The sequence below is a fragment of the Streptomyces sp. NPDC036813 genome, assembly GCF_055609245.1.
Window position 1 is genome coordinate 172,736 of sequence record NZ_JBVJPV010000006.1, and the last position, 18,852, is coordinate 191,587.

The 18,852-nt window shown below is 72.0% G+C and carries 19 protein-coding genes and 1 riboswitch; of the genes, 8 read left to right on the plus strand and 11 right to left on the minus strand.

The features are described 5' to 3' along the window. The 3 genes from ACZ67Q_RS15215 to ACZ67Q_RS15225 form a co-directional block, all read right to left on the minus strand. Positions 1–528 (minus strand): hypothetical protein, encoded by a 528-nt coding sequence (locus ACZ67Q_RS15215; RefSeq protein ID WP_471181472.1) that lies wholly within the window; start codon positions 526–528, stop codon positions 1–3. A 112-nt stretch (positions 529–640) separates the two neighbouring features. Continuing rightward, on the minus strand, positions 641–1,936 hold the full coding sequence (locus ACZ67Q_RS15220) for a phosphatase PAP2 family protein (RefSeq protein ID WP_471181941.1): 1,296 nt from the start codon (positions 1,934–1,936) through the stop codon (positions 641–643). Positions 1,937–2,146: 210 nt separating this feature from the next. Then, a complete protein-coding gene (locus tag ACZ67Q_RS15225) occupies positions 2,147–2,626 on the minus strand; it encodes a cupin domain-containing protein (RefSeq protein ID WP_471181474.1) in 480 nt (159 codons plus the stop codon). A gap of 171 nt (positions 2,627–2,797) precedes the next feature. Between ACZ67Q_RS15225 and ACZ67Q_RS15230 the strand changes: the two genes are divergently transcribed. Beyond that, positions 2,798–3,589, plus strand: a complete 792-nt coding sequence (locus ACZ67Q_RS15230; protein WP_471181476.1) for an SDR family NAD(P)-dependent oxidoreductase — start codon at positions 2,798–2,800, stop codon at positions 3,587–3,589. Positions 3,590–4,011: 422 nt separating this feature from the next. Here ACZ67Q_RS15230 and ACZ67Q_RS15235 read toward each other — a convergent pair whose 3' ends face one another. After that, the gene (locus ACZ67Q_RS15235; RefSeq protein ID WP_471181478.1) at positions 4,012–6,015 is read right to left on the minus strand and encodes a flavin monoamine oxidase family protein; all 2,004 of its coding nucleotides are present in this window, start codon (positions 6,013–6,015) and stop codon (positions 4,012–4,014) included. Positions 6,016–6,322: 307 nt separating this feature from the next. Here ACZ67Q_RS15235 and ACZ67Q_RS15240 point away from each other — a divergent pair, with 307 nt between their 5' ends. The 3 genes from ACZ67Q_RS15240 (at position 6,323) to ACZ67Q_RS15250 (ending at position 9,820) form a co-directional block, all read left to right on the plus strand. Next, positions 6,323–8,323 (plus strand): CASTOR/POLLUX-related putative ion channel, encoded by a 2,001-nt coding sequence (locus tag ACZ67Q_RS15240; protein WP_471181481.1) that lies wholly within the window; start codon positions 6,323–6,325, stop codon positions 8,321–8,323. Between the two features lie 104 nt (positions 8,324–8,427). Further along, positions 8,428–9,171 carry an SOS response-associated peptidase gene (locus ACZ67Q_RS15245; RefSeq protein ID WP_471181484.1) on the plus strand — a complete coding sequence of 248 codons (744 nt, stop codon included), beginning with the start codon at positions 8,428–8,430 and terminating at the stop codon, positions 9,169–9,171. A 58-nt stretch (positions 9,172–9,229) separates the two neighbouring features. After that, positions 9,230–9,820, plus strand: coding sequence for a histidine phosphatase family protein (locus ACZ67Q_RS15250; protein WP_471181487.1), 591 nt, complete (start codon positions 9,230–9,232; stop codon positions 9,818–9,820). A gap of 67 nt (positions 9,821–9,887) precedes the next feature. On the opposite strand, the gene ACZ67Q_RS15255 is transcribed toward ACZ67Q_RS15250, so the two are convergent. Then, entirely contained in the window at positions 9,888–10,640 is a 753-nt protein-coding gene (locus tag ACZ67Q_RS15255; protein ID WP_471181490.1) for a CbtA family protein, read from the minus strand. A gap of 19 nt (positions 10,641–10,659) precedes the next feature. Continuing rightward, a complete protein-coding gene (locus ACZ67Q_RS15260) occupies positions 10,660–10,881 on the minus strand; it encodes a CbtB domain-containing protein (RefSeq protein ID WP_471181493.1) in 222 nt (73 codons plus the stop codon). 36 nt (positions 10,882–10,917) lie between these two features. Continuing rightward, positions 10,918–11,060: riboswitch (cobalamin riboswitch) on the minus strand. A gap of 121 nt (positions 11,061–11,181) precedes the next feature. Here ACZ67Q_RS15260 and ACZ67Q_RS15265 point away from each other — a divergent pair. After that, the gene (locus ACZ67Q_RS15265; RefSeq protein ID WP_471181496.1) at positions 11,182–11,877 is read left to right on the plus strand and encodes a GAF and ANTAR domain-containing protein; all 696 of its coding nucleotides are present in this window, start codon (positions 11,182–11,184) and stop codon (positions 11,875–11,877) included. A 90-nt stretch (positions 11,878–11,967) separates the two neighbouring features. Here ACZ67Q_RS15265 and ACZ67Q_RS15270 read toward each other — a convergent pair whose 3' ends face one another. Beyond that, positions 11,968–12,837: a class II glutamine amidotransferase gene (locus ACZ67Q_RS15270; protein ID WP_471181499.1), complete on the minus strand. Its 870-nt coding sequence runs from the start codon at positions 12,835–12,837 to the stop codon at positions 11,968–11,970. A gap of 86 nt (positions 12,838–12,923) precedes the next feature. After that, positions 12,924–14,495, minus strand: coding sequence for an alpha-L-arabinofuranosidase B (locus ACZ67Q_RS15275; RefSeq protein ID WP_471181502.1), 1,572 nt, complete (start codon positions 14,493–14,495; stop codon positions 12,924–12,926). A 307-nt stretch (positions 14,496–14,802) separates the two neighbouring features. On the opposite strand from ACZ67Q_RS15275, the gene ACZ67Q_RS15280 reads away from it, so the two are divergent. Further along, the gene (locus tag ACZ67Q_RS15280) at positions 14,803–15,339 is read left to right on the plus strand and encodes a hypothetical protein (protein WP_471181505.1); all 537 of its coding nucleotides are present in this window, start codon (positions 14,803–14,805) and stop codon (positions 15,337–15,339) included. Positions 15,340–15,463: 124 nt separating this feature from the next. On the opposite strand, the gene ACZ67Q_RS15285 is transcribed toward ACZ67Q_RS15280, so the two are convergent. Then, positions 15,464–15,844 carry a hypothetical protein gene (locus ACZ67Q_RS15285; protein ID WP_471181507.1) on the minus strand — a complete coding sequence of 127 codons (381 nt, stop codon included), beginning with the start codon at positions 15,842–15,844 and terminating at the stop codon, positions 15,464–15,466. Between the two features lie 199 nt (positions 15,845–16,043). Between ACZ67Q_RS15285 and ACZ67Q_RS15290 the strand changes: the two genes are divergently transcribed. Next, positions 16,044–16,955, plus strand: coding sequence for a poly-gamma-glutamate hydrolase family protein (locus tag ACZ67Q_RS15290; RefSeq protein WP_471181510.1), 912 nt, complete (start codon positions 16,044–16,046; stop codon positions 16,953–16,955). 55 nt (positions 16,956–17,010) lie between these two features. On the opposite strand, the gene ACZ67Q_RS15295 is transcribed toward ACZ67Q_RS15290, so the two are convergent. Beyond that, complete coding sequence (locus tag ACZ67Q_RS15295; protein WP_471181513.1) at positions 17,011–17,520, minus strand: GNAT family N-acetyltransferase; 510 nt, start codon at positions 17,518–17,520, stop codon at positions 17,011–17,013. A 220-nt stretch (positions 17,521–17,740) separates the two neighbouring features. Beyond that, positions 17,741–18,151 carry an ATP-binding protein gene (locus tag ACZ67Q_RS15300; RefSeq protein ID WP_471181515.1) on the minus strand — a complete coding sequence of 137 codons (411 nt, stop codon included), beginning with the start codon at positions 18,149–18,151 and terminating at the stop codon, positions 17,741–17,743. 228 nt (positions 18,152–18,379) lie between these two features. Here ACZ67Q_RS15300 and ACZ67Q_RS15305 point away from each other — a divergent pair, with 228 nt between their 5' ends. Next, positions 18,380–18,775 carry an STAS domain-containing protein gene (locus ACZ67Q_RS15305; protein WP_471181518.1) on the plus strand — a complete coding sequence of 132 codons (396 nt, stop codon included), beginning with the start codon at positions 18,380–18,382 and terminating at the stop codon, positions 18,773–18,775. Positions 18,776–18,852 lie beyond the last annotated feature (77 nt).

The following is an 18,852-nucleotide window of genomic DNA, read 5'->3' on the forward strand; positions in this document are numbered from 1 at the left end:
TCAGCCCACCCACTCGCGCAGCAGGCGCTCCCGCTCCGCACGGCCGGGCGAGCCGCCTTCCCACGCGCGGCCCCACTGCGACATCGCCGCCAGCGTGGTGGCCATCGTCGCGGCGCCCTCGGTGAGGCGGGACAGCAGGGCGCGGGAGAGGTCGGCCTCTGCCGGGGAGTAGCCGACGGCTGCGGCGGTGTACGCCATCAGCTCGTGGTCGCCGTCGGGTGTTCCCACGCGCAGCGTCATCATCGGCGGGGTGTCGTCCGTCAGGGCCGGGCCCATGGGCATGGCCAGGTTCGCCACCGTGTCCACGGCGAAGTCCCTGACCGCGCCGATCTGCCGCTTCAACGTCTTCACCGGCACGCCCGCCACGGTCAGGGCCTGCACGCCCTCCCACAGGAAGAAACCGGACTGCCCGTCGCCGAGGGCCACCACGCCCTCCGGGGTCAGACGCACCCCTGGCGCCAGACCGGACGGCTTCGCGCCCAGGTACACGTCGCCCTCGGTGATCCAGAACAGGCCCACCATGGCCATGGCTTGCTCACTTCCCCCCGGCGGCGAGGCGCCGTCGTGTCACACAGCAAATGATCAGGTCGTCCTCAGCAACGCGCCGACGAGCCGGGAAGTTCCCCTGGCCGGGGCCGGCTCACACCGGTTCGGGTTGCGGCTCCGGTTGCCGCATGGGTACGGCCGTCGGTTCCCAGAGTCTGGTCGTGCGGACGTAGCCGTAGATCACCGAGGTCATCGCCAGGAGGAGAAGCGGCCCGAACAGACCCGGGTGCCCGGCCAGTTCCTGTGGCAGGAAGCGGTACGACAGCAACAGCGCGGTGAAGACCGTGGCGCCGTGGGCGACCAGCCCGATTCCCGGGCGGTCCCAGCCGCGGTCGAAAGCGCGCAGTCCCGCCTCGACGGTGAGCGCGAAGACCACGCCGGCGACGAGGTCCACACCGTAGTGGTAGCCGAAGCCCAGCGTGGCGCAGAGCGTGGCGATCAGCCAGAACGCTCCCGCACAGCGCAGGAGCCGTGGGCCTTTACGGGAGTGGATGAAGATCGCGGTGGCCCACGCCGTGTGCAGGCTGGGCATGCAGTTGCGGGGGGTGAGGTCGTCGTAGGGCACCGGGTGCAAGGCGGTGATCTGCGGTGGTGTGTGGGGCCACAGATTGGCCACCGCCCACTGCACGCCGCCGGTGCCGGATGCGCCCGGGCCGTAGGCGAAGACCGGGCCGACCACCGGGAAGATCATGTAGACGGCCGGGCCGAGGAGCCCGATCACCAGGAAGGTGCGCACCAGATGATGGCGGGGGAAGCGGCGCTCGGCCGCCACGTTCCGCAGCTGGTACAGCGCGACGACGATCGCGGCCACCGCCAGCTGCGCGTAGACGACGGCGAGGAGATGGGTGCCGATCGGAGCGGTGGCCTCCAGGATCCGGCCGGCCAGCCACGACGGGTTGCCCAGCGCGTGATCGGCGGTCGCCACGTACGGGTCGAGCACCGACGGATGAGCCTTCGCCGTGACCAGCAGCCAGGTGTCGCCCGTCTTGCGGCCGGCCACCAGGAGCAGCCCCAGCCCGACGCCCTTCAGCAGGAGGACGCGTTCGGGGCCGGTGCGGCGCGTGACGGCGATGACCGCGCAGCCCAGCATCACCCACATCGCGCCGTTGCCGAAGGTGTGCCCGTCGGTCATCTTGACGCCGGCCGCCCACCGCACGAGCACGAAGACGACGTCTGTGCCGATCGCGACACCGGCCGCGATGAAGCGCTGCCGCCAGGTGAGCACGACCATCATCAGCGCCAGCCCGCCGTACAGCGGCCCCGGTTTCGGCGCGAATATCATGCCGCTCAGCTGGTCGGTGATCGGCCCCGGCTGGCCGTAGTGGCGCGCGGCGATCTCCAGCGCGACAAGGAGTCCAAGAGCCGCCAGACCCGCCGCGGCCCACAGCATCACCCGCCGTTGACGCCCTGCGGTCAACGGACTGCTGTCGTCTGTGCGCGGAAGTTTCCGCAACTCTTTGGATATCAATCTATTTGGCCAATTTGTTCGTCATGGGTTCACTGAGTCAGGGCGATGAGTTCCATCCCCCGCGGATCCGGTCATGTTATGGGAGGGCTGCGGGCGGCTTTTGTCCGGTCAGGGATTGCGGGCGGCTTCCGGTCAGGGGTGCGGGTACGAACTGGTCCGGTACCGGCTGCGGAATTCGGCCAGCAGTTCGTCGGTCGCCTCGGCTCCGGCTGCGACCGCGGCGTGCACCTCGCGGAAGTAGTTCTCATAGCCGGCGGGCGTGTACAGACACAGGGCGCGGGTGGTGACCGGGCCCGCGTTGCGGAAGCCGTGGGGAGTGCCGCGGGTCGCGGCCAGCAGGTCCCCTGGGCCTGCCGTGACCTCCCCGTCCCCGGTGTGGAGCGTCAACTCACCCTCGAGCACGTAGAAGTACTCGTCGTGCCCGTCGTGCACGTGCGGCCTGGCGCCGACGGTTCCGGGCGCGAGGCTGAACTCCTCGAAGGCGAAGTGTCCGCCCGTGTGCTCGCCGGTCAGGCGGAAGAAGTGCGCGACACCGGCGACGTCCATCAGTTCGCCCTCCGTGGGGCGGCGCAGCAGCGGGCGGGCCGCGGCCCGGGAGTGATCATCTGTCATGCGCGCATTGTGGCCCAGGGCCGTCTTCCGCGTCCCGAAGTGGCCGAACCCGTCCGCGGCCTGGGGTCCCCGGGTCTGGATGTTGGCGGTTGACTACAATGATGGCAGTGCCTACATTGGCCGGGTCGGGCCGTTCAGTTCCCGTCCGGACCTCTCAACCGGAGCGCTGCCATGTCCCCCTTTGCTTATCAGGGCACTCGCGCCCTGATCACCGGCGCCAGCGCCGGCCTGGGCGCGGAGTTCGCCCGCCAGTGGGCCGCGCGCGGCGCGGACGTCGTGCTGGTGGCGCGCCGCCTCGACCGGCTGGAGGCCCTCGCGGCCGAGCTGGAGAGCACGTTCAACATCACGGCCACGCCCGTCGCGGCGGATCTGACCGGACCCCGGCCCGGTCTCCGGCTGAAAGAGGAGCTCGACGACCGGGGGCTCACCATCCAGACGCTGATCAACAACGCGGGTTTCGGCAGCCACGGGCCTTTCCAGGACCAGGACCCGGACGAGATCTCCCGCATGATCCAGCTGAACGTCGGCGCGGTCACCGACCTCACCCGCGCCTTCCTTCCGCAGCTGGCGGCCGACGGACGCGGCGCGCTGGTCACGGTCGCGAGCACCGCCGCCTACCAGCCGACTCCGGCCATGGCCGTCTACGGCGCCACCAAGGCGTTCGTCCTGAGCCTCACCGAGGCCATCGCCTACGAGACACGCCACTCCTCGCTGCGCGTGCTGGCCGTGTCCCCGGGGCCGGTGGACACCGAGTTCTTCGACGTCGTGGGCACCCGGGACGCGGCGGTCGGACGTGTTTCCGCGCCGTCCGACGTCGTCACGGCGACGCGCAGGGCGCTGGAACAGAGCAGCACTCCGCCGAGCATCGTCGCGGGACTCGGCAACCGGCTTTCGGCTCTGGGAGCGCAGCTCGCCCCGCGCCGTCTCACGCTCAGCGTGGCGGGCCGCTCACTCAAGGCCTGACGCCCCGCCCGCCGACCGACGACCGCCCCGTCCAGGACGGCCCGATCCTGTACGACGACGAGTTGCTGGTCGGTGACGACGCGTTCCGAGTCGGTGATGTGCTGCGCGTTTCCGTCCACCGTCGTCCATGTGACGGCGGTCGACCATCACGGTCCTGTGCTGGAGACGGGCTGGCCGGCACGCCCGCGCCCGACCGTGTCGGTGCTCCCCGCGGCCTGTCCTACCGGCGGTGCCCGGACGACAGCCACGTGGACGACAAGGGATCCCCCTTCACCCGAGCGACGGCAGCCCGTTCACCTTCTGGCTGCTGATGCGGCCGTACTCTCCTTTCTTCGGGTGGGTGACGACTCTGCGCCTCTGGATGTCCCTCCCCGACGCGTCCCCCGCACCGTGACGCCCGCGGGGCCGCCGCGTCGCGCGACTCACGCCGTGTGGACCTCCAGCGCCGCGCGCACCGCCGACTCCAACGCCCCCTCGATCCAGGCCGGTTTGACCGAGGTGTGGTCGCCCGCGAAGTGCAGCGGCCCCTCCGGTGCCGGAATGGAGGGGAGCAGTTCCGTGTGCTGCCCCGGCAGGAGGACGGACGCCTCGCCGTAGGCGTACGGGTCGCGCAGCCAGCTCTGGGTGCGGCCCGCGCCCGTGTAGAACACCTCGATCCGCTGGCCGTACACCTCCTGCAGGCCGCACAGGGCGTGCGGATAGCGGGCATCGTCGTCGAGGGAGTCCCAGCGCAGCGCGTCGTCCGCCCAGCTGTAGGAGGCCAGCACCACCCCGCCCTCGCTGCCGGGGACGGGGTGGGAGGGGTGGTACATGAAGCGGTTGGCGTTGTCCGACACCGAGCCGCCGCCGATGACGTCGACCGCTTCCGGCTGGTCGCGTGTGACGGCTCGGTTGGCGGCGTAGTGGACGCGCTGCCCGGGGGTGATGTGGCCGGGCGGCACGGACGGGTGGGCGCCGAGCAGTCTGCCGTCGCCGGGCGTCCGTCCGGTGCGGTAGGCGTCGTGGAGTCCGGGTTCGATGCGGTCCAGCTCCCGCTTCCAGTCGGCCTCGTCGAACTCCCACCAACGGCGGCTGAACTCCAGCAGCACCTTGGTCGCGCAGTCGTAGTGGAGCTCGGTGATCGCACGGCGCTTGGTGTACGACATCAGCGGGCTGATCTGCACATGCCTGAGGCCGGAGAACGGCACGGTCACCACGGCGGCGTCGGCGGTGAACTGCTCACGCACGACCGGGCCGCCTCGCCCTTCGGAGACGGTGTCCACCCACACGTGGGGCCCCTTGCCGTGGACGTGCGGGGTGTCACGGCCGGCGCGGTCGGGGTCGTGGTACTCGATCCGGGTGACCCTGCGGTCGAACCTGACCTCCTCGCGGACCTGGGCCAGCAGGGCGTCCGGCAGTACGGCCGTGCCGCCCTCCAGTTCCCAGAACGCCGTGTCCGGGCTGATCAGGGAGGAGCCGATGAAGTTGTGGATGAAGGACAGCGGCAGCCGTGACGTGAGGTTCTCGACGGTGCCGATGAGGTCGACCGTCCGCTCGTCCAGGCCCGCGTGCTCGGTCAGGAAGCGGAACATCGACCAGTCGCCGAAGCGCTGGATCACCCTGGCCCAGCCCTGCACCCGCTCGGGCAGCGGCTTGTCGACGCGCTTGCCGTCGGGGCCCACCGTGCTGAACTCGTCACGCACGGGGTCGAGCACCGAGCGCAGGATGACCGCGGCCGGAGTGTCCCAGTGGGCGCGCGGGACGCCGAACGAGCGGTTGACGCGCCGGGGTGCGCGAGCGTAGTCGGCGCGCCGCATGCGGACGCCGTTGACATGGATCCAGGTGTGGGAGGCGGGGCGTCCCTCCGCGTCCACGTCGACGTAGTAGAAGGGCCGCTTCTTCAGGCCGAGCCGGCCGATGAGGTCCATCACCAGGGGGTGGCTGCCGGGCAGGCGCATCGCGCCCGCCTCGGCGTACTGGTGGGGGTCGGCGAACGGCTGCGCCGCCTTCTCGTGGCCGCCGCTGCGGAAGGTCTTGACGCGTCCGCCCACCCGGTTGCCGTTGGCCTCCAGGACTCTCACCCGGTGTCCGGCCCGCTTCAGCAGCCACGCCGTCACGAGGCCGGCCGGGCCCGCTCCGATGACGAGCACGCTCTTCGGCCCGCCGGCCCTCCCCCGAGGAAGGCCGTTCTTGAGGACGTCCCGGTAGCCGGGTACGAGGGGCCGGTCGCCGGAGTCGACGACGAGCAGGGCCCGTGCGACGGCGAGACAGCGGTCGAAGTCCGCGCCGCGCGGCGCGGAGGGAGCGGCCGGTGCGGGTGCCCGTCCGGGCAGGGCCGCCGCGCTGCCGGCGCCGAGGAGGGTGGCCGCGGCGGCGGTGCCGGCCGCGGTCGTGAGCGTACGCCTGGTCAGGCCGCCGTTGCCGGCGCCCTGGTGATCTTCGGTCATGGCGTACTTCTACTGGCATGACGGACCGGTGCGCCCACGGTTCGCGATCCCATTGCCACGGACGAGGGAAAGACGCATTTCAAACCGGTGGGGGCGGGGTGTGCGGGGGCACGCCGGGCGGGGCCCTGCCCCGGGTTACGGCGAAGGGATGAATCGGCGCGGAGATGCCCCTGGCGGGGGTCCCCGGTCAGGACACTGCCCGGTACGAGCGGGCCGCGCAGAGGGCGACGCGGCCGGGAGCCGGGGGCGGCGGCCGAGCCCGGTGGGTTCCGGGCCAAAAGGTGCGGCGCGGCAAGGAGGGGGCAGGGTGGAACATCGGCGTCCTCGGGTGGGTGCCCGAGCGCGGTACTGGTTCGACACGACCCTGGCGCGGGGGACGCCCGCCCTGGTCGGCTGGCTCGTGCTGGTCGTCCTGGCCGCCGTCGTACCCGCGAGCGCGGTCCTGGTGTGGACGAATCCCCACGCCCCCGCCTCCCTTGCGGGCAGGCTGGCCGCGGTGTGGCGGCTGACCGGGGAGACGCTGCGGCTCGGCGGGGCCACCGGTACGCCGTTGCAGGTGCTGTTGTCGGTCCTGCTGGCGCTGGTCGCCCTGTTGTACGTCTCCACGCTCGTCGGACTCATCACCACCGGGTTGACCGAGCGGCTCATCGCCCTGCGCCGCGGGCGCTCCATGCTGGTGGAGCGCGGTCACGTGGTGGTGCTGGGCTGGTCGGAGCAGGTGTTCACGGTGGTGAGCGAGCTCGTCGCGGCGAACGCCAACCAGCGCGGTTCGGCCGTCGCCGTGCTGGCCGTCCGGGACAAGACGGCCATGGAGGAGGCCCTGCACGCCAAGGTGGGGCCCACCGGCCGGACGCGGCTGATCTGCCGGAGCGGCCCGACGACCGATCCGGCTGTGCTGGCGCTGACCAGTCCGGGCACGGCCGACGCGGTGCTCGTGCTGCCGCCCGACGACGGACGCAGCGACGCGGAGGTGGTCAAGACCCTGTTGGCCGTGCGGGCGACGGCGTCCGGGGACGAGGGCGGCGCGCCCGTCGTGGCCGCGGTCCGGGACAGCCGCTATCTGCTGGCGGCGCGCCTGGCGGCGGGAGAGCGGGGCGTGGTGGTGGAGAGCGAGACCCTCACCGCCCGGCTCATCGCCCAGGCGGCGCGCCGCCCGGGGCTGTCCCTCGTCCATCGCGAGCTCCTCGACTTCGCCGGCGACGAGTTCTACCTGACCGCTCATCCGTCGCTGGCCGGCCGGGACTTCGGTCACGCGCTGCTCTCCTACGCCAACGCGAGCGCCGTGGGGCTGGTCCGTGACGGGAGGCCCTGGCTGAACCCGCCCCCGCGGACGGTGATCCGGCCGGACGACCGGCTCATCGTCATCGCCGCCGACGACGACACCGCCCAACTGGCCGACTGCGCCGACGCGGTGGAAGCGCAGGCGGTGGCGAGTCCCCGGCCGTCGCCCCCACGGCCCGAGCGCGTGCTGCTGCTCGGCTGGAACCGCCGGGCACCGCTCGTGCTGCGGGAGTGGGGCCGCAACGCGCCGCCCGGTTCCGTCGCCGACGTGGTGGCGGACGAGGACGAGGCCACGATGCGCGCCGCGGACGACACCGGTGGCCCGGCGGGCGCGCGGGTGTACCGCAGGGGTGACGCCACCTGTCCGCAGACCCTGCGCGGCCTGGACATCGCCGGCTACGACAGCGTCGTCGTGCTCGGACACGACCCGCTGCCCGGCGAACCGCCGGAGGAACCGGACAACCGCACCCTGGTGACGCTGCTCGTGCTGCGCCATCTCGAGCAGGAGATCGGGCGGGAGTTGCCGGTGGTGACCGAACTGGCCGACGACGGCAACCGTCCCCTGGCGCCGCTCGGACCGGGAGCGGACGTGATCATCAGCGGCAAGCTCATCGGGCTGCTGATGGCGCAGATCTCGCAGAACCGTCATCTGGCGGCCGTGTTCGACGAGCTCTTCTCGGCCGGCGGTACGCAGATCCACCTGCGGCCGGCCGCCGACTACGTCCTGCCGGACTGCGAGGCGTCCTTCGCCACCGTCGTCGCCGCGGCACGCGAGCGTGGCGAGTGCGCCATCGGCTACCGCAGCCACGCCCGGGCCGACCGAGGTCCCGCATACGGGCTGCGCATCAACCCGCCCAAGACCGATCGCCGCCGCTGGGCCACCGGGGACGAGGTCGTCGTCATCGCGGGCAGCCGCGACGGCGCCGTTCCGCGCAGCCGCGACGCCGGGCACGAACGCGGAGAGGAACGCGGCCCTGGGGAAGGGGCCGAACAGTCCCGGGACGCCACCGAGCCGCCGACGCGGTGACCCCCCGCGTGGTCCGGCACGCCCCGGGGGGCTGCACCGGCGACATGCGCAGGGCGACTCCCCAGGTCTCTCGCAGGGGCAGGACGTCGTGGCACAGTGGCCCCATGTGCGGCCGCTATGTCTCCACCCGCAGTCCGCAGGACCTGAGCCACCTCTTCGACGTCGCCGAGTGGCGCCCCGACGAGACCCTGGCGCCCAGCTGGAACGTCGCCCCGACCGACGACGTCTACGGCGTCCTGGAACGCGCTCCGCGCACGGAGAGCTCCGGCGCACCCCCGCGCAGGGAGCTGCGGCCGCTGCGCTGGGGACTGGTGCCGTCCTGGGCCAAGGATCCGTCCGTCGGCTCCCGGATGATCAACGCACGCGTGGAGACGGTGCACGAGAAGCCCGCCTACCGCCGCGCCTTCGCCCGGCACCGCTGTCTGCTCCCGGCCGACGGTTTCTACGAGTGGACCGAGGTCAGGGACGCCACCACCGGCAAGAAGCGCAAGCAGCCGTACTTCATCCACCCCGCCGACGGGGGGATCATGGCGCTCGCCGGCCTGTACGCGTACTGGCGCAACCCCGAGGTCGACAACGACGACGACCCCGCCGCCTGGCTCACGACCTGCACCATCATCACCACCGAGGCCACCGACGCGGCCGGCCGGGTCCACCCCCGCATGCCGCTCGCCCTCACCCCGGACCACTACGCCGCCTGGCTCGACCCCCGGCACGACGACGCCGGGGAACTGCGCGCCCTGCTCACCCAGCCCGCCGGCGGCCACCTCGACGCCCGCCCCGTCTCCCCCGCCGTGAACAACACCCGCAACAACGGCCCGCAGCTCCTGGACGAGGCCACGCCGTAGTCCCGCCCTCGCGGACGATATCTTCGAGGCCCGTGACAGCCACCGCCGGAGCAGCCAGGTGACCAGCCGTGTCCTCTTCGTCTCGCCCGCGTCGAGCCCGGCGCTGCGGCAGGCCCGCTTCGACGACGGTGACGCGATCGACGCCGTGGGGGCGGCCCGGGCCCGGAAGGCAGCCGGGTCCCTTCCTGCTGCCGCCCGTGTGCTGACGTCACCGGGCGTGCGCTGCCGGCAGACGGCGCAGGCGCTCGGCCTCGACGGCGTGCCCGCGCCGGAGCTGGCGGCCTGGGACGTGGGCCGGTGGCGCGGTCTCACGCTGGAGGAGGTCGCGGCGGCCGAGCCGGAGGCGGTGACCCGCTGGCTCGCCGATCCGGACAGCGCCCCGCACGGGGGTGAGTCCGTGCACGACCTGTGCGCGCGGGTCGGCCGCTGGCTGGACACCGTGCGGGACTTCGACGGCCGTACCCTCGTCGTGGTCGAGCCGGAGGTGGTACGGGCCGCGGTGGTGCACGCCCTGGCACTGGGCCCGGCGGCCTTCTGGCGGCTCGACGTACCGCCGCTGACCGCCACCGAGCTGAGCGGACGCTCCGGACGCTGGAATCTGCGGCTCGGGCGGCACCTGACCGCGACGGACGGCCCGCCCCCGGGCTGAGTCCGCGCCGGTCACCACGGACAGGGCCCCGCGTGGTTGCGCGGGGCCCTGTGCCGTCCGGAACGGATCAGCGCGCGGCCGGAACCGCTCGTCCGGTGCCCGTCTTCGCCGGCTCGGGCTGGAGCAGGCGCTCGGCCAACTCGCCGAAGAGCAGGCCGAATCCGGCCCACATCGCGGTCTGGATGCCCAGCGCGGACAGCCGGAACCGCCACAGCAGCGCGGCCGGGAAGTCCTTCGGCACCTCGTCGACGACGGGGAGGAACTGGTAGGCGAGGCCGATCACCGCGGCGAACGCGGTCACCGCGACCACGGTCGCCCACCAGGTGCCCAGGCCGCCCGCGAGCCGCTTGCCCACCATGGTGGCGGCGACCGCGAGGAGGACGCTGAGCAGCATCATCAGGAAGTAGAGGGTGGTCCGCTTGCCGATGGTGTCCGGGTCGCCGACCGACGGCGGGTTGGCCGGGTACTTCAGGAACGGCACGACGTAGACGGTCAGGAGCGCACAGCCGGACAGCAGCAGCGCGGTCGCCCGGGGACCGAAGCGGCCGACCCGGCCGAGCGCGAAGGCGTACGCGAGCGCGGCGATACCGCCGAAGGCGACCCCGTAGACCAGGACACCGGTGGCGAGACCGGCGGTGGACTGCAGGGAGCGGGAGACGACCTCCATCTCGTGCTCGTGGGAGTGGGCGTCCTCGAAGGCGATCGCCTTGCCGACGCTGGGCTCCCCGAGGAGGTAGGCGACGACGAGGGCGAGCACGCCGGCGGCCAGGCCGGCGAGCATGCCCCGGACGAGAAGGTTTCTCACCGTTGCGGAGTTCATGGGTGCGGCGTCCCTGACGTCAGTGGCAGGGGAAGCCGAGCAGGTGGCGGGCGTCGTGCACCCACTCGTGGACGTCCGTGCCGTTGAACACGGAGGTGGCGCCCTGCTCGGCGCCGACGAAGTACAGCAGGACCAGCATCAGGACACCGAAGAAGACGGCCCAGGGGGCGATCGCCTTCAGCGGCAGCGTGGCGGGAACGGCGGGGGTGGTGGCAGACGGCTGGGCGACGTGCTGCGCCATGGCAGGGCCTCCTCTGGGAGTTCGCGTCCCATCTCGGTGGTGCACTGGACGACGGCCACGGGTCTGACTCGCGAACGCCTCTCCTGAGGGCTTCGCACACAGTGGCGCGACCGTGCCGGTTTCCCACCGGCTTCCGTCTCGCCGTCGTCGATATCGGACAGACCGTACCGTGTGACGCGTGCACGGCCAAGACCGCCTCCCCCCGGCGTGATCTCCCTCTCGGGCCCTGGCCGGAGGCGGCGGTGCGGGCGGCAGGACGGGACTAGGGTGGGCGTAGGGGCGAGCGAGGCGGGTGTGTGGATGGACTGGCGGGAGTACGCCGAGCAGATGGCCCAGCTGGCCAGGGATCTGCTGGCCCAGGACTCGGTGCAGGGGACACTGGACCGGATCACGGAATCGGCGGTACGGCTCGTGGAGGGCTGTGACGCGGCCGGCATCCTGGCGGTGCGCAAGGGCAAGGCGATCACGCTGGCAGCGTGCGGCGACATGGTCGAGGAGTCCGACCGGTTGCAGGCCGAGCTGGGTGAGGGGCCCTGCTTCGATCTCGCCCGCCGCAGGGGCAGCGGGGAGCGGGTGTTCCGCATCGCGGACATGACCACGCCGTCGCCGTCCTGGCCGCGGTACTCCGAGGCGGCCCGGGAGCTCGGCGTCGGCAGCATGACCGGCGTCCTGCTGTACACCGAGGACGAGGATTTCGGCGCGCTGAACCTGTACTCCCGCCGCCCCGGCGCCTTCACCGAGGAGTTCGAGACCGCCGGCTGGCTGCTGGCCTCCCACGCGGCCGTCGTCCTGTCGAGCACCCGCACCATCGACCAGCTGGAGCAGGCGGTGGAGACCCGGCACGCCATCGGCGAGGCCATGGGCATCCTCATGGAACGCCACCACCTCAGCGAGGAGGAGGCCTTCGGCGTGCTGCGCCGCCTGTCGCAGCACCACAACGTCAAACTCCGCGACGTCGCCCAGCAGGTCCGCACCCCGCGCCCTCGGGCCGACTGAGCCGCGTACCGACCGGGGCGACGGTCGCTCTCTTGTCGCCGTGACCGAACGATGCGTGCGGAGCGCGGTGTCGCCGCGGTCCGGACTCGGTCAGGCGGCCTTCTGCGAGGCTGCGGCGTCCGGATGCAGGTCGTCGAGGGTGAGCTGGTGTGCCGGCGGGTCCGGCAGGACGACCCGGTGGGAGGTGTGCAGGTCGGGGCCGACGTGGAGCAGTTCGCCGGATTCCATCGGGCGCCAGTGCGGGTTGTCGTCCATGCGCTCGCTGGCGACGACGACGGCGGGGTGGTCGGCGAGGGGCTCGGAGTGGACGCGCATGCGGCCGCCGCTGCCGCTGTGGTCGAGGTGCCTGCTGCCGTGCTCGCCGCCCGCCGGGCGCTGGAGGACGTACAGGTCGTGGGTGTCCGGGTAGCGCAGCGCCCACAGCTCCTGCGGGGTGATGAGGATCAGGTTCATGGCGAAGACGGGCAGGTGTGCGGCGATCCAGCGGGCGGCCTGCCGGATGCCGGTGGTGACATCGCCGTCGTGCCGCCGGGTCTCCCGGGTGATCAGGGCGAAGAAGCGCTCGGAGTCGGTGTCGCCCCGGACGAGCGAGCGGTCCTCCCCCAGGTGGTCGTCGAGCGCGTCGAGGCCCTCGATGACCCCGTTGTGCGCGAAGAGCCGCCCCTCCTGCTCGAAGGGGTGGGTGTTGCGGACGTCCAGGCTGCCGGTGGAGGCGAAGCGCACATGGGCGATGAAGGTCGCCGACTCCTCCTGCCGGGCCTCCCGTGCGAAGGCGTGGTCACGGTAGGCCGCGATGGGCGCCTTGTCGACGTGCGGGGTGCCGTCCGCGGCGAAGTGACCGAGACCGGTGCCGTCGGGGTCGCGGTGACTCTGCCGGCTGAGGCTGTCGGGGGCGTCCAGGAGCCAGAAGGTGGCGTGCGTACGGCGCGGAGCGCTGCTGAGGCCGAACAGGCGGCACACGGGAACCTCCTCCGTCGGGGCCCTTCGCGGCGTGCGGGGCGGGTGAGGGTCCTCCGCCGAGTGCCCCCACCCGCCCCGGGTACGCGTCAGGCCCAGGGGGCGGTCACGGCCCAGCTGGTGTCGTCGGCCCAGAGTGCGGCCGCGTCCCAGGCGTGAGATCCTCCGTCACCGGCGATGTAGACGGCGTGGTCGTAGTGGCGCACGAAGTCGCCGGGATAGTTGGCGGACCGGAGCGAGATGCCCTGCCCGGTGTGACCGGCCTGCGGGCAGAAGGTGGCGTCCTGACGGGACACCGCGCTGTTGTCGATGGTGTCGACGCGCAGCCGGAAGTCGTAGTGGCGCAGATACTGGCCCGGCTTGTCGGCGGACTCGAAGGAGACGCAGGAGGCGTCGCCCAGGCCCGCGCGTACGGTCCAGGTGGCGGCGCCCTTGTCGGCGGAGGAACTGGCCGAGGAGACCGCCGAGATGGCCGCGTTGCTGTCGGCCGTGTTGTGCCGGAGGTACTCACCGGTGCAGCAGGACGTGGTGGCGCGCAGCGAGACCCTGGCGCCCGGCGTGAGGCCGCCGACCGGGGCGGGCGCCGTGTAACCGACCGCGTTGATGTTGGCCTGGACCGCGTTCTCGGTCGCGTCCGACGGGTAGCCGGACGTCATCACGCCTTCGTAGAAGGTGCCGGCGGAGCCGTTGCTGTTGTCGCCGCCGATGCCGAGGATGATGGCGCCTTCCTTCTTCATCGGGTTGTAGCCCGCGGCGTTGGGGCGCGGTCCGCTGTAGTAGGTGGACAGGCCCCCTGACTGGGCGTTGCCGGCCCGGATCGCCCACTGGTTGGGTCCGCCCTTGACGATCGCGGTCAGGAACCGGTGGCTGACGCTCGGATCGTTCGCGTTGTAGCCCGGGTTGACGCCCGAGAACAGGCCGTTCTCCAGGTCGGCCATGACCCAGGGCCCGTTGCCCGTTCCGTAGCCCCAGACCTTGATGTTGCCGAAGTAGATGGCCTCCATCGTGCCGTTGCCGTTGTCCCGGCTGTTGGTCTCGGCGTTGCCGTAGTCGAAGCAGCAACCGCCGTTGTGGTGGCTGCCGTCGAGGATCGCGTACATGCCTTCCGGCTGGTCCCCGGTGGCGATGCCGCTGGTGTGGTTGTTGCGGTAGCCGGTGCCGGGGGCGATGAAGACGCCGTACGCCTTGTGGCCGCCGACGGTGACCGGTGCGGCGGATGCTTCGGCGAGGTTGTCGTATCCGCCGGCGGCGGGGCCGGAGAACCCTCCGGGCGGTGCCTGGGTGAGGTGGTTGCCGCGGCCGGACTGGTCGTAGATGACGGTGATGAGGCAGCTCGTTCCCGCGCAGAAGGAGTCCTGCGCGCCGGCGTCGGCGTAGCCCCCCGCGCCGAGCGCGCCGATGTCCCGGGTGGCGCCGTCCGAGGCGCGTTTGACCTGATAGAGGCGGCCGCTGTAGGAGGAGTACAGGGCGCGGGTCGTACTGTGCGCGGCCACGCAGGGGGTGCCCCCGGAGGCGTAGAGGTCGCAGGGGAGGGTGCCCGCGGCCGCGGCTTGCGGATCGGCGGAGGCCGGGCCGCCGAGCAGGGCGGTGGCCAGGGCCAGCGCGAGCGCCGGCAGAGCGAGTGAGGCGGCCCGCAGTGAGCGGGTCGGGCTGAACGGCATGCACGGTCTCCTGGGGTGAGTGGGGGGCGGGGTCAACCGCCGAGGACGTGCGAGCGGTCATGCACCTGACACATAGCTGCTCGATATATCGAACATTGGTCGTAGTTGCGGACAACGAATGATGATAGGAAGCCGCCCCGGGCTGTCAACACGTTGCGCACGGGTAGTCGTTGGCCGCCCGTCGGACGGCTCGCTCACACCTTGCGGGAGCGGCTGATCCCGGATTCGCCCGACCCCCGCCCCGGCAGCCGTCTACTGTTCGGACACGGCGCAGTTGCCCATCGAGGTCACACGAGGAGGAAGTCCCGTGCCGTCACCCTGTGACCCCCTCAACGCCCCCGCCGGTGATGTGAGCGCGGCGCTCATGATGGTCGACTCCCGGCTCAAGGCCGTCTACGACCGCCGGACCCGGACCGACCCCGAACAACAGGCGCTGGTCGACCAGTTCGCCGCGTCCCTGGGCCCCGGCGGCGTCGACGACCTGCTGGACGGCGCCTGCACCCTCATCTACATGTTCATGCAGTGGCTGCGGATGGCGTACGAGGACCACGACAAGGACGTCATCGAGTGCGTGGTGCCCAACCTCGTCGCCTCGATGCGCATGATGACCAAGAGCGTCCGCCCCGAGGCCATCCCGACCATGGCCGGCCTGGTCGTCGCCGCGGCCACCGGCCTGAGCCCCAGCCTGTGGCGCAAACAGTACGGTTACTGGACGGAGCCGGAGCTGACCCCCCTGGAAGCCACCGCCTTCCTGCTCGCGGAGCACATCAACCGCATCACCGACGACCAGGACTTCGCCACCCGCATGATCACGGAAGCCCTCTCCCAGGTGACCGAGGACTGACGCGCCGGCCCGGCGCGCCGGGCGCCGAGCCGACCGGCGTCACCCGGCCGCGCAAGCGAGGAAGGCGGCGGCAGGTTCTCGTGCGTCTGCGGCGGCAGGGCGTGCCCCATGTCCGCGACGGTCATCAGCCGCTCCCCCGGGATCTGCTCGGCGATGGACGCGCCATGGCCCGGATTGTCGGCTCATGACCGCCCTCGACCATCAGGGTCGGCGCCTGCACCTGGTGCAGGACACCCAGCGGCTCGAAATCCGGCTTGGCCATCGCGACCGGCCGGTGGTCGGCCGTCGCCGACAGGTCGCGAGCCCGGTCGCAGATCCTCCCCCGGAGGCGACGCGCCGCGTCCTCGTCGAACGGCAGCCGGGTGCCGTGCAGCACGCGCCGCTCGGCGATCACGCCGTTGGCCCGGGCGCGGCGGCCCTGCGCCGGTGGGGCGGCGATCAGCGCGCGGCAGAAGTCCACGAACTCCGGCGTCGGTTCGGGCAGGCTCCCGGCGGGTCGCGGCATCCCCGCCAGGGTCCGCAGGAGCACCCACGGCACGAGACGGCCCTGTCACCCCGTCAGGCACGCACGGTGTCCCCTGGCGCATGGCCGAGCGGCACTCATACCCCCAGGTGGAGGGGTACGCCGGACTCCGTAAGCGGATTGTCATGTTCAGGGGGACCCCGCGTTCGGGGTCACCGGGCCATGGTGCAAGATCGCCGACGTGAAGAACACCAGCAGACGCACCGTCCTCGCTTCCGTCGCCGCCGTCGCCGCCGCCGTGCCGACGCTCAACGCCGTGATGGGCAATGGCGCCACGCCGGCCGCCGCGGCCGACCAGTACAGCTCCAACACCAACCTCTACACCCTCACCGCGGACAAGGAGGGCACCGACTGGATGCGCCGATTCCGCATCGGCGCCCCGGCTCAGATCACCGACAATGCCCGCACCACCAGCAACCCCGTCAACAGCACCGCGGTGATCGCGCCGCACGGCGGCGGGATCGAGTCGGGTACCAGCGAACTCTGCATGGCCATCGCGGGGTACACGCCCTTCGACTACAACACCGACCCGTCGACCGCGGCGGTGCCCGGTGAGACGCAGCGGGACTACTGGATGTTCGAGGCCCTGGCCAACTCCTCCTCGCAGCACGTGACGTCCACCCACTGCGACGACCCGGCCGCCCTCGCCGTCACCACGGGCAACCTGTACGCCGTGTCCCTGCACGGCTTCGACGACACCACCGTGAAGAAGATCAACATCGGTGGCCGGGACGAGCGGCTCAAGCGGAACCTGAAGGCCGCCTTCACGAAGTACGGCCTGACCACCGGCACGGGCAACGCCGACTGGGAGGTGACCGTCGTCTTCGCCGGCACCACCGACCCGATCAACGGCGACGACCCGGCCAACATCGTCAACCGCACCCGCACCGGCGCCGGTGCCCAGCTGGAGATGTCCACCGCCCTGCGCAAGGCGATGTTCGGCGACTTCTCCGGCGCGTCCAAGCGCCGGACGACGGCCGGCGTGCCGAGCACCGACAGCCCCTACGCCGACCGCTTCTGGAACGGTTTCGTGGGCGCGGTCCGCGAGGCGATCAAGAACCACGAACTCGGTCTCGACTCGCCTCAGGCCTGAGCCCCCAGCCCCGGCGCCTCCCCGAGGCGCCGGGCCGTCGCGGTGCCGCGCGGGGTCAGATACCGAACGGGGCCGCGTAGTGGACGGTTCCGCCGGGCAGCGGGTGGGCGGCGTCCAGGGCGAGGGCCATGAAAGCCTCGTCCGGGACCTCGACCGGCAGGCCGATGCCGTGGGCCGAGGCGCGGGTGAAGCCGAACCGGGGGTAGTAGGCCGGGTGTCCCAGGACGACGACGTGGTGCTCGCCCATGTCCCTGGCCGCCGTGAGCGCCGCGCGCACGACCGTGGAGCCGGCGCCGCTCCTTTGCCGCTCGGGCCGTACGGCCACCGGTCCCAGGGCCAGGGCCGGCACGTCACCGATGTGGCAGCGCGTCAGCAGGGCGTGCCCGACGAGGTCGCCGGTGCCGTCCGAGCAGACAAGGGACAGGCCCTCGATCCAGGAAGAGTCCGCGCGCAGCGCGTCGACGAGGTCGGCCTCCATCCCGGTCTCGAAGGCGGCACGGTTGATCTCACGGACGGCGGGGATGTCGGCGCCTGTCTCGGCACGCGTGATCCAGTTGTTGCGCATGGTGAGGGAAGTTCCGTTCAAAGGGTGTTCGGACGGGCGCCTCGCGGGCTCACGCTCCCGGCGAGGGCGGACAGGGCTGGGTCAGGCCACGGCCCGGGACGTGAGGGAGACCTGGGCGCCGCACGCGGTGGCCGCGAGCGCGGTCATCAACCTCACCTCGTCTCCTCGCACCTGATCGAACACCTACGGGTGCCAGAGTACAGGGGTCTCGCGCAAGCGGTCAGGCCCTGTCGGCCGCACTGTCGTACAGAGCGATACGGGCGGCGACCCGTTTGCCGACCGGCTGCCGTTGCACTTCGAAGGTCTGCGCTACGGCCCGGACGATCTCGAGGCCGTGCTGACCCACCCGGGCCGCGTCCGCCGTCCGGGCCTCCGGCAGGGTCGGATCGGAGTCCCGGACGGCCACCTCGACCAGGTCGTCGACGATCCTCAGATCCATCGTGACCGGGCCCGGCGCGTACTTCTGCGCGTTGGTGACCAACTCGCTCACCACGAGCTGGGTCACATCCAGCGCCCGCTGCGAGACCGGCACCCCGTGATCCTCCCGCATGCGCGCGAGAAAGGCCGCCGCCCAGTGCCGGGCCTGGGCGATACGCGCGCTGTCCCCGCCCAGGGTCACCGTGGTCCGCAAACTCCGCGCATCCACTATCACACCGACGTCACCCCACGGGACCGAATCCACCCTGACCGCCTTCACTCTGTGCTTCACACCCCACCGCGTACCCCAGCACGCCCGAACAGCCCCTCATACCCCTCTCCCGGCCCACAGACCCGCCACTCCCTGCCCCGGACCCGCACCGCGGCCCCGCCGCCGGACCAGGCGTTTCCGCCGGGGCGCAGGTATGCCAGTATCGCCCGCATGGCAGAGGAGAGACGTGCGCACCCCGGAGACGGCGACGAATACGGCACGCCCGCACAGCCGCGGAGCGGTCTGTCGGTCGAGTCGTCGACCGCTGCGGACATCCAGGTGCTGACCGTGGCGGGCGAGATCGATCACGACACCGGCAGGCAGTTGAGGGAGGCGCTGGATGCGGCACGCGCGGCCCACACCAGAGTGGTCGTGGATCTGGCGCGGGTGACGTTCATGGACTCCACAGGCATCAACATCCTTCTCACCGCCCACAACGCGCTCACCGAGGCGGGTGGCTGGCTGCGTCTGGCGGCGCCGACGGGGCCCGTCCTGCGCACCCTGCAACTCGTCGCCATCGACACGGTCATCGCCTGCCGCCCCACGGTGGACGCGGCACTCGCCTGACGGAGCGGCGAGCCGGACGGCGCCCGGATCCTGGCCGGGCCGACGGCAGGGGCCCGGCGGCGTACCGGTGCCGGGCC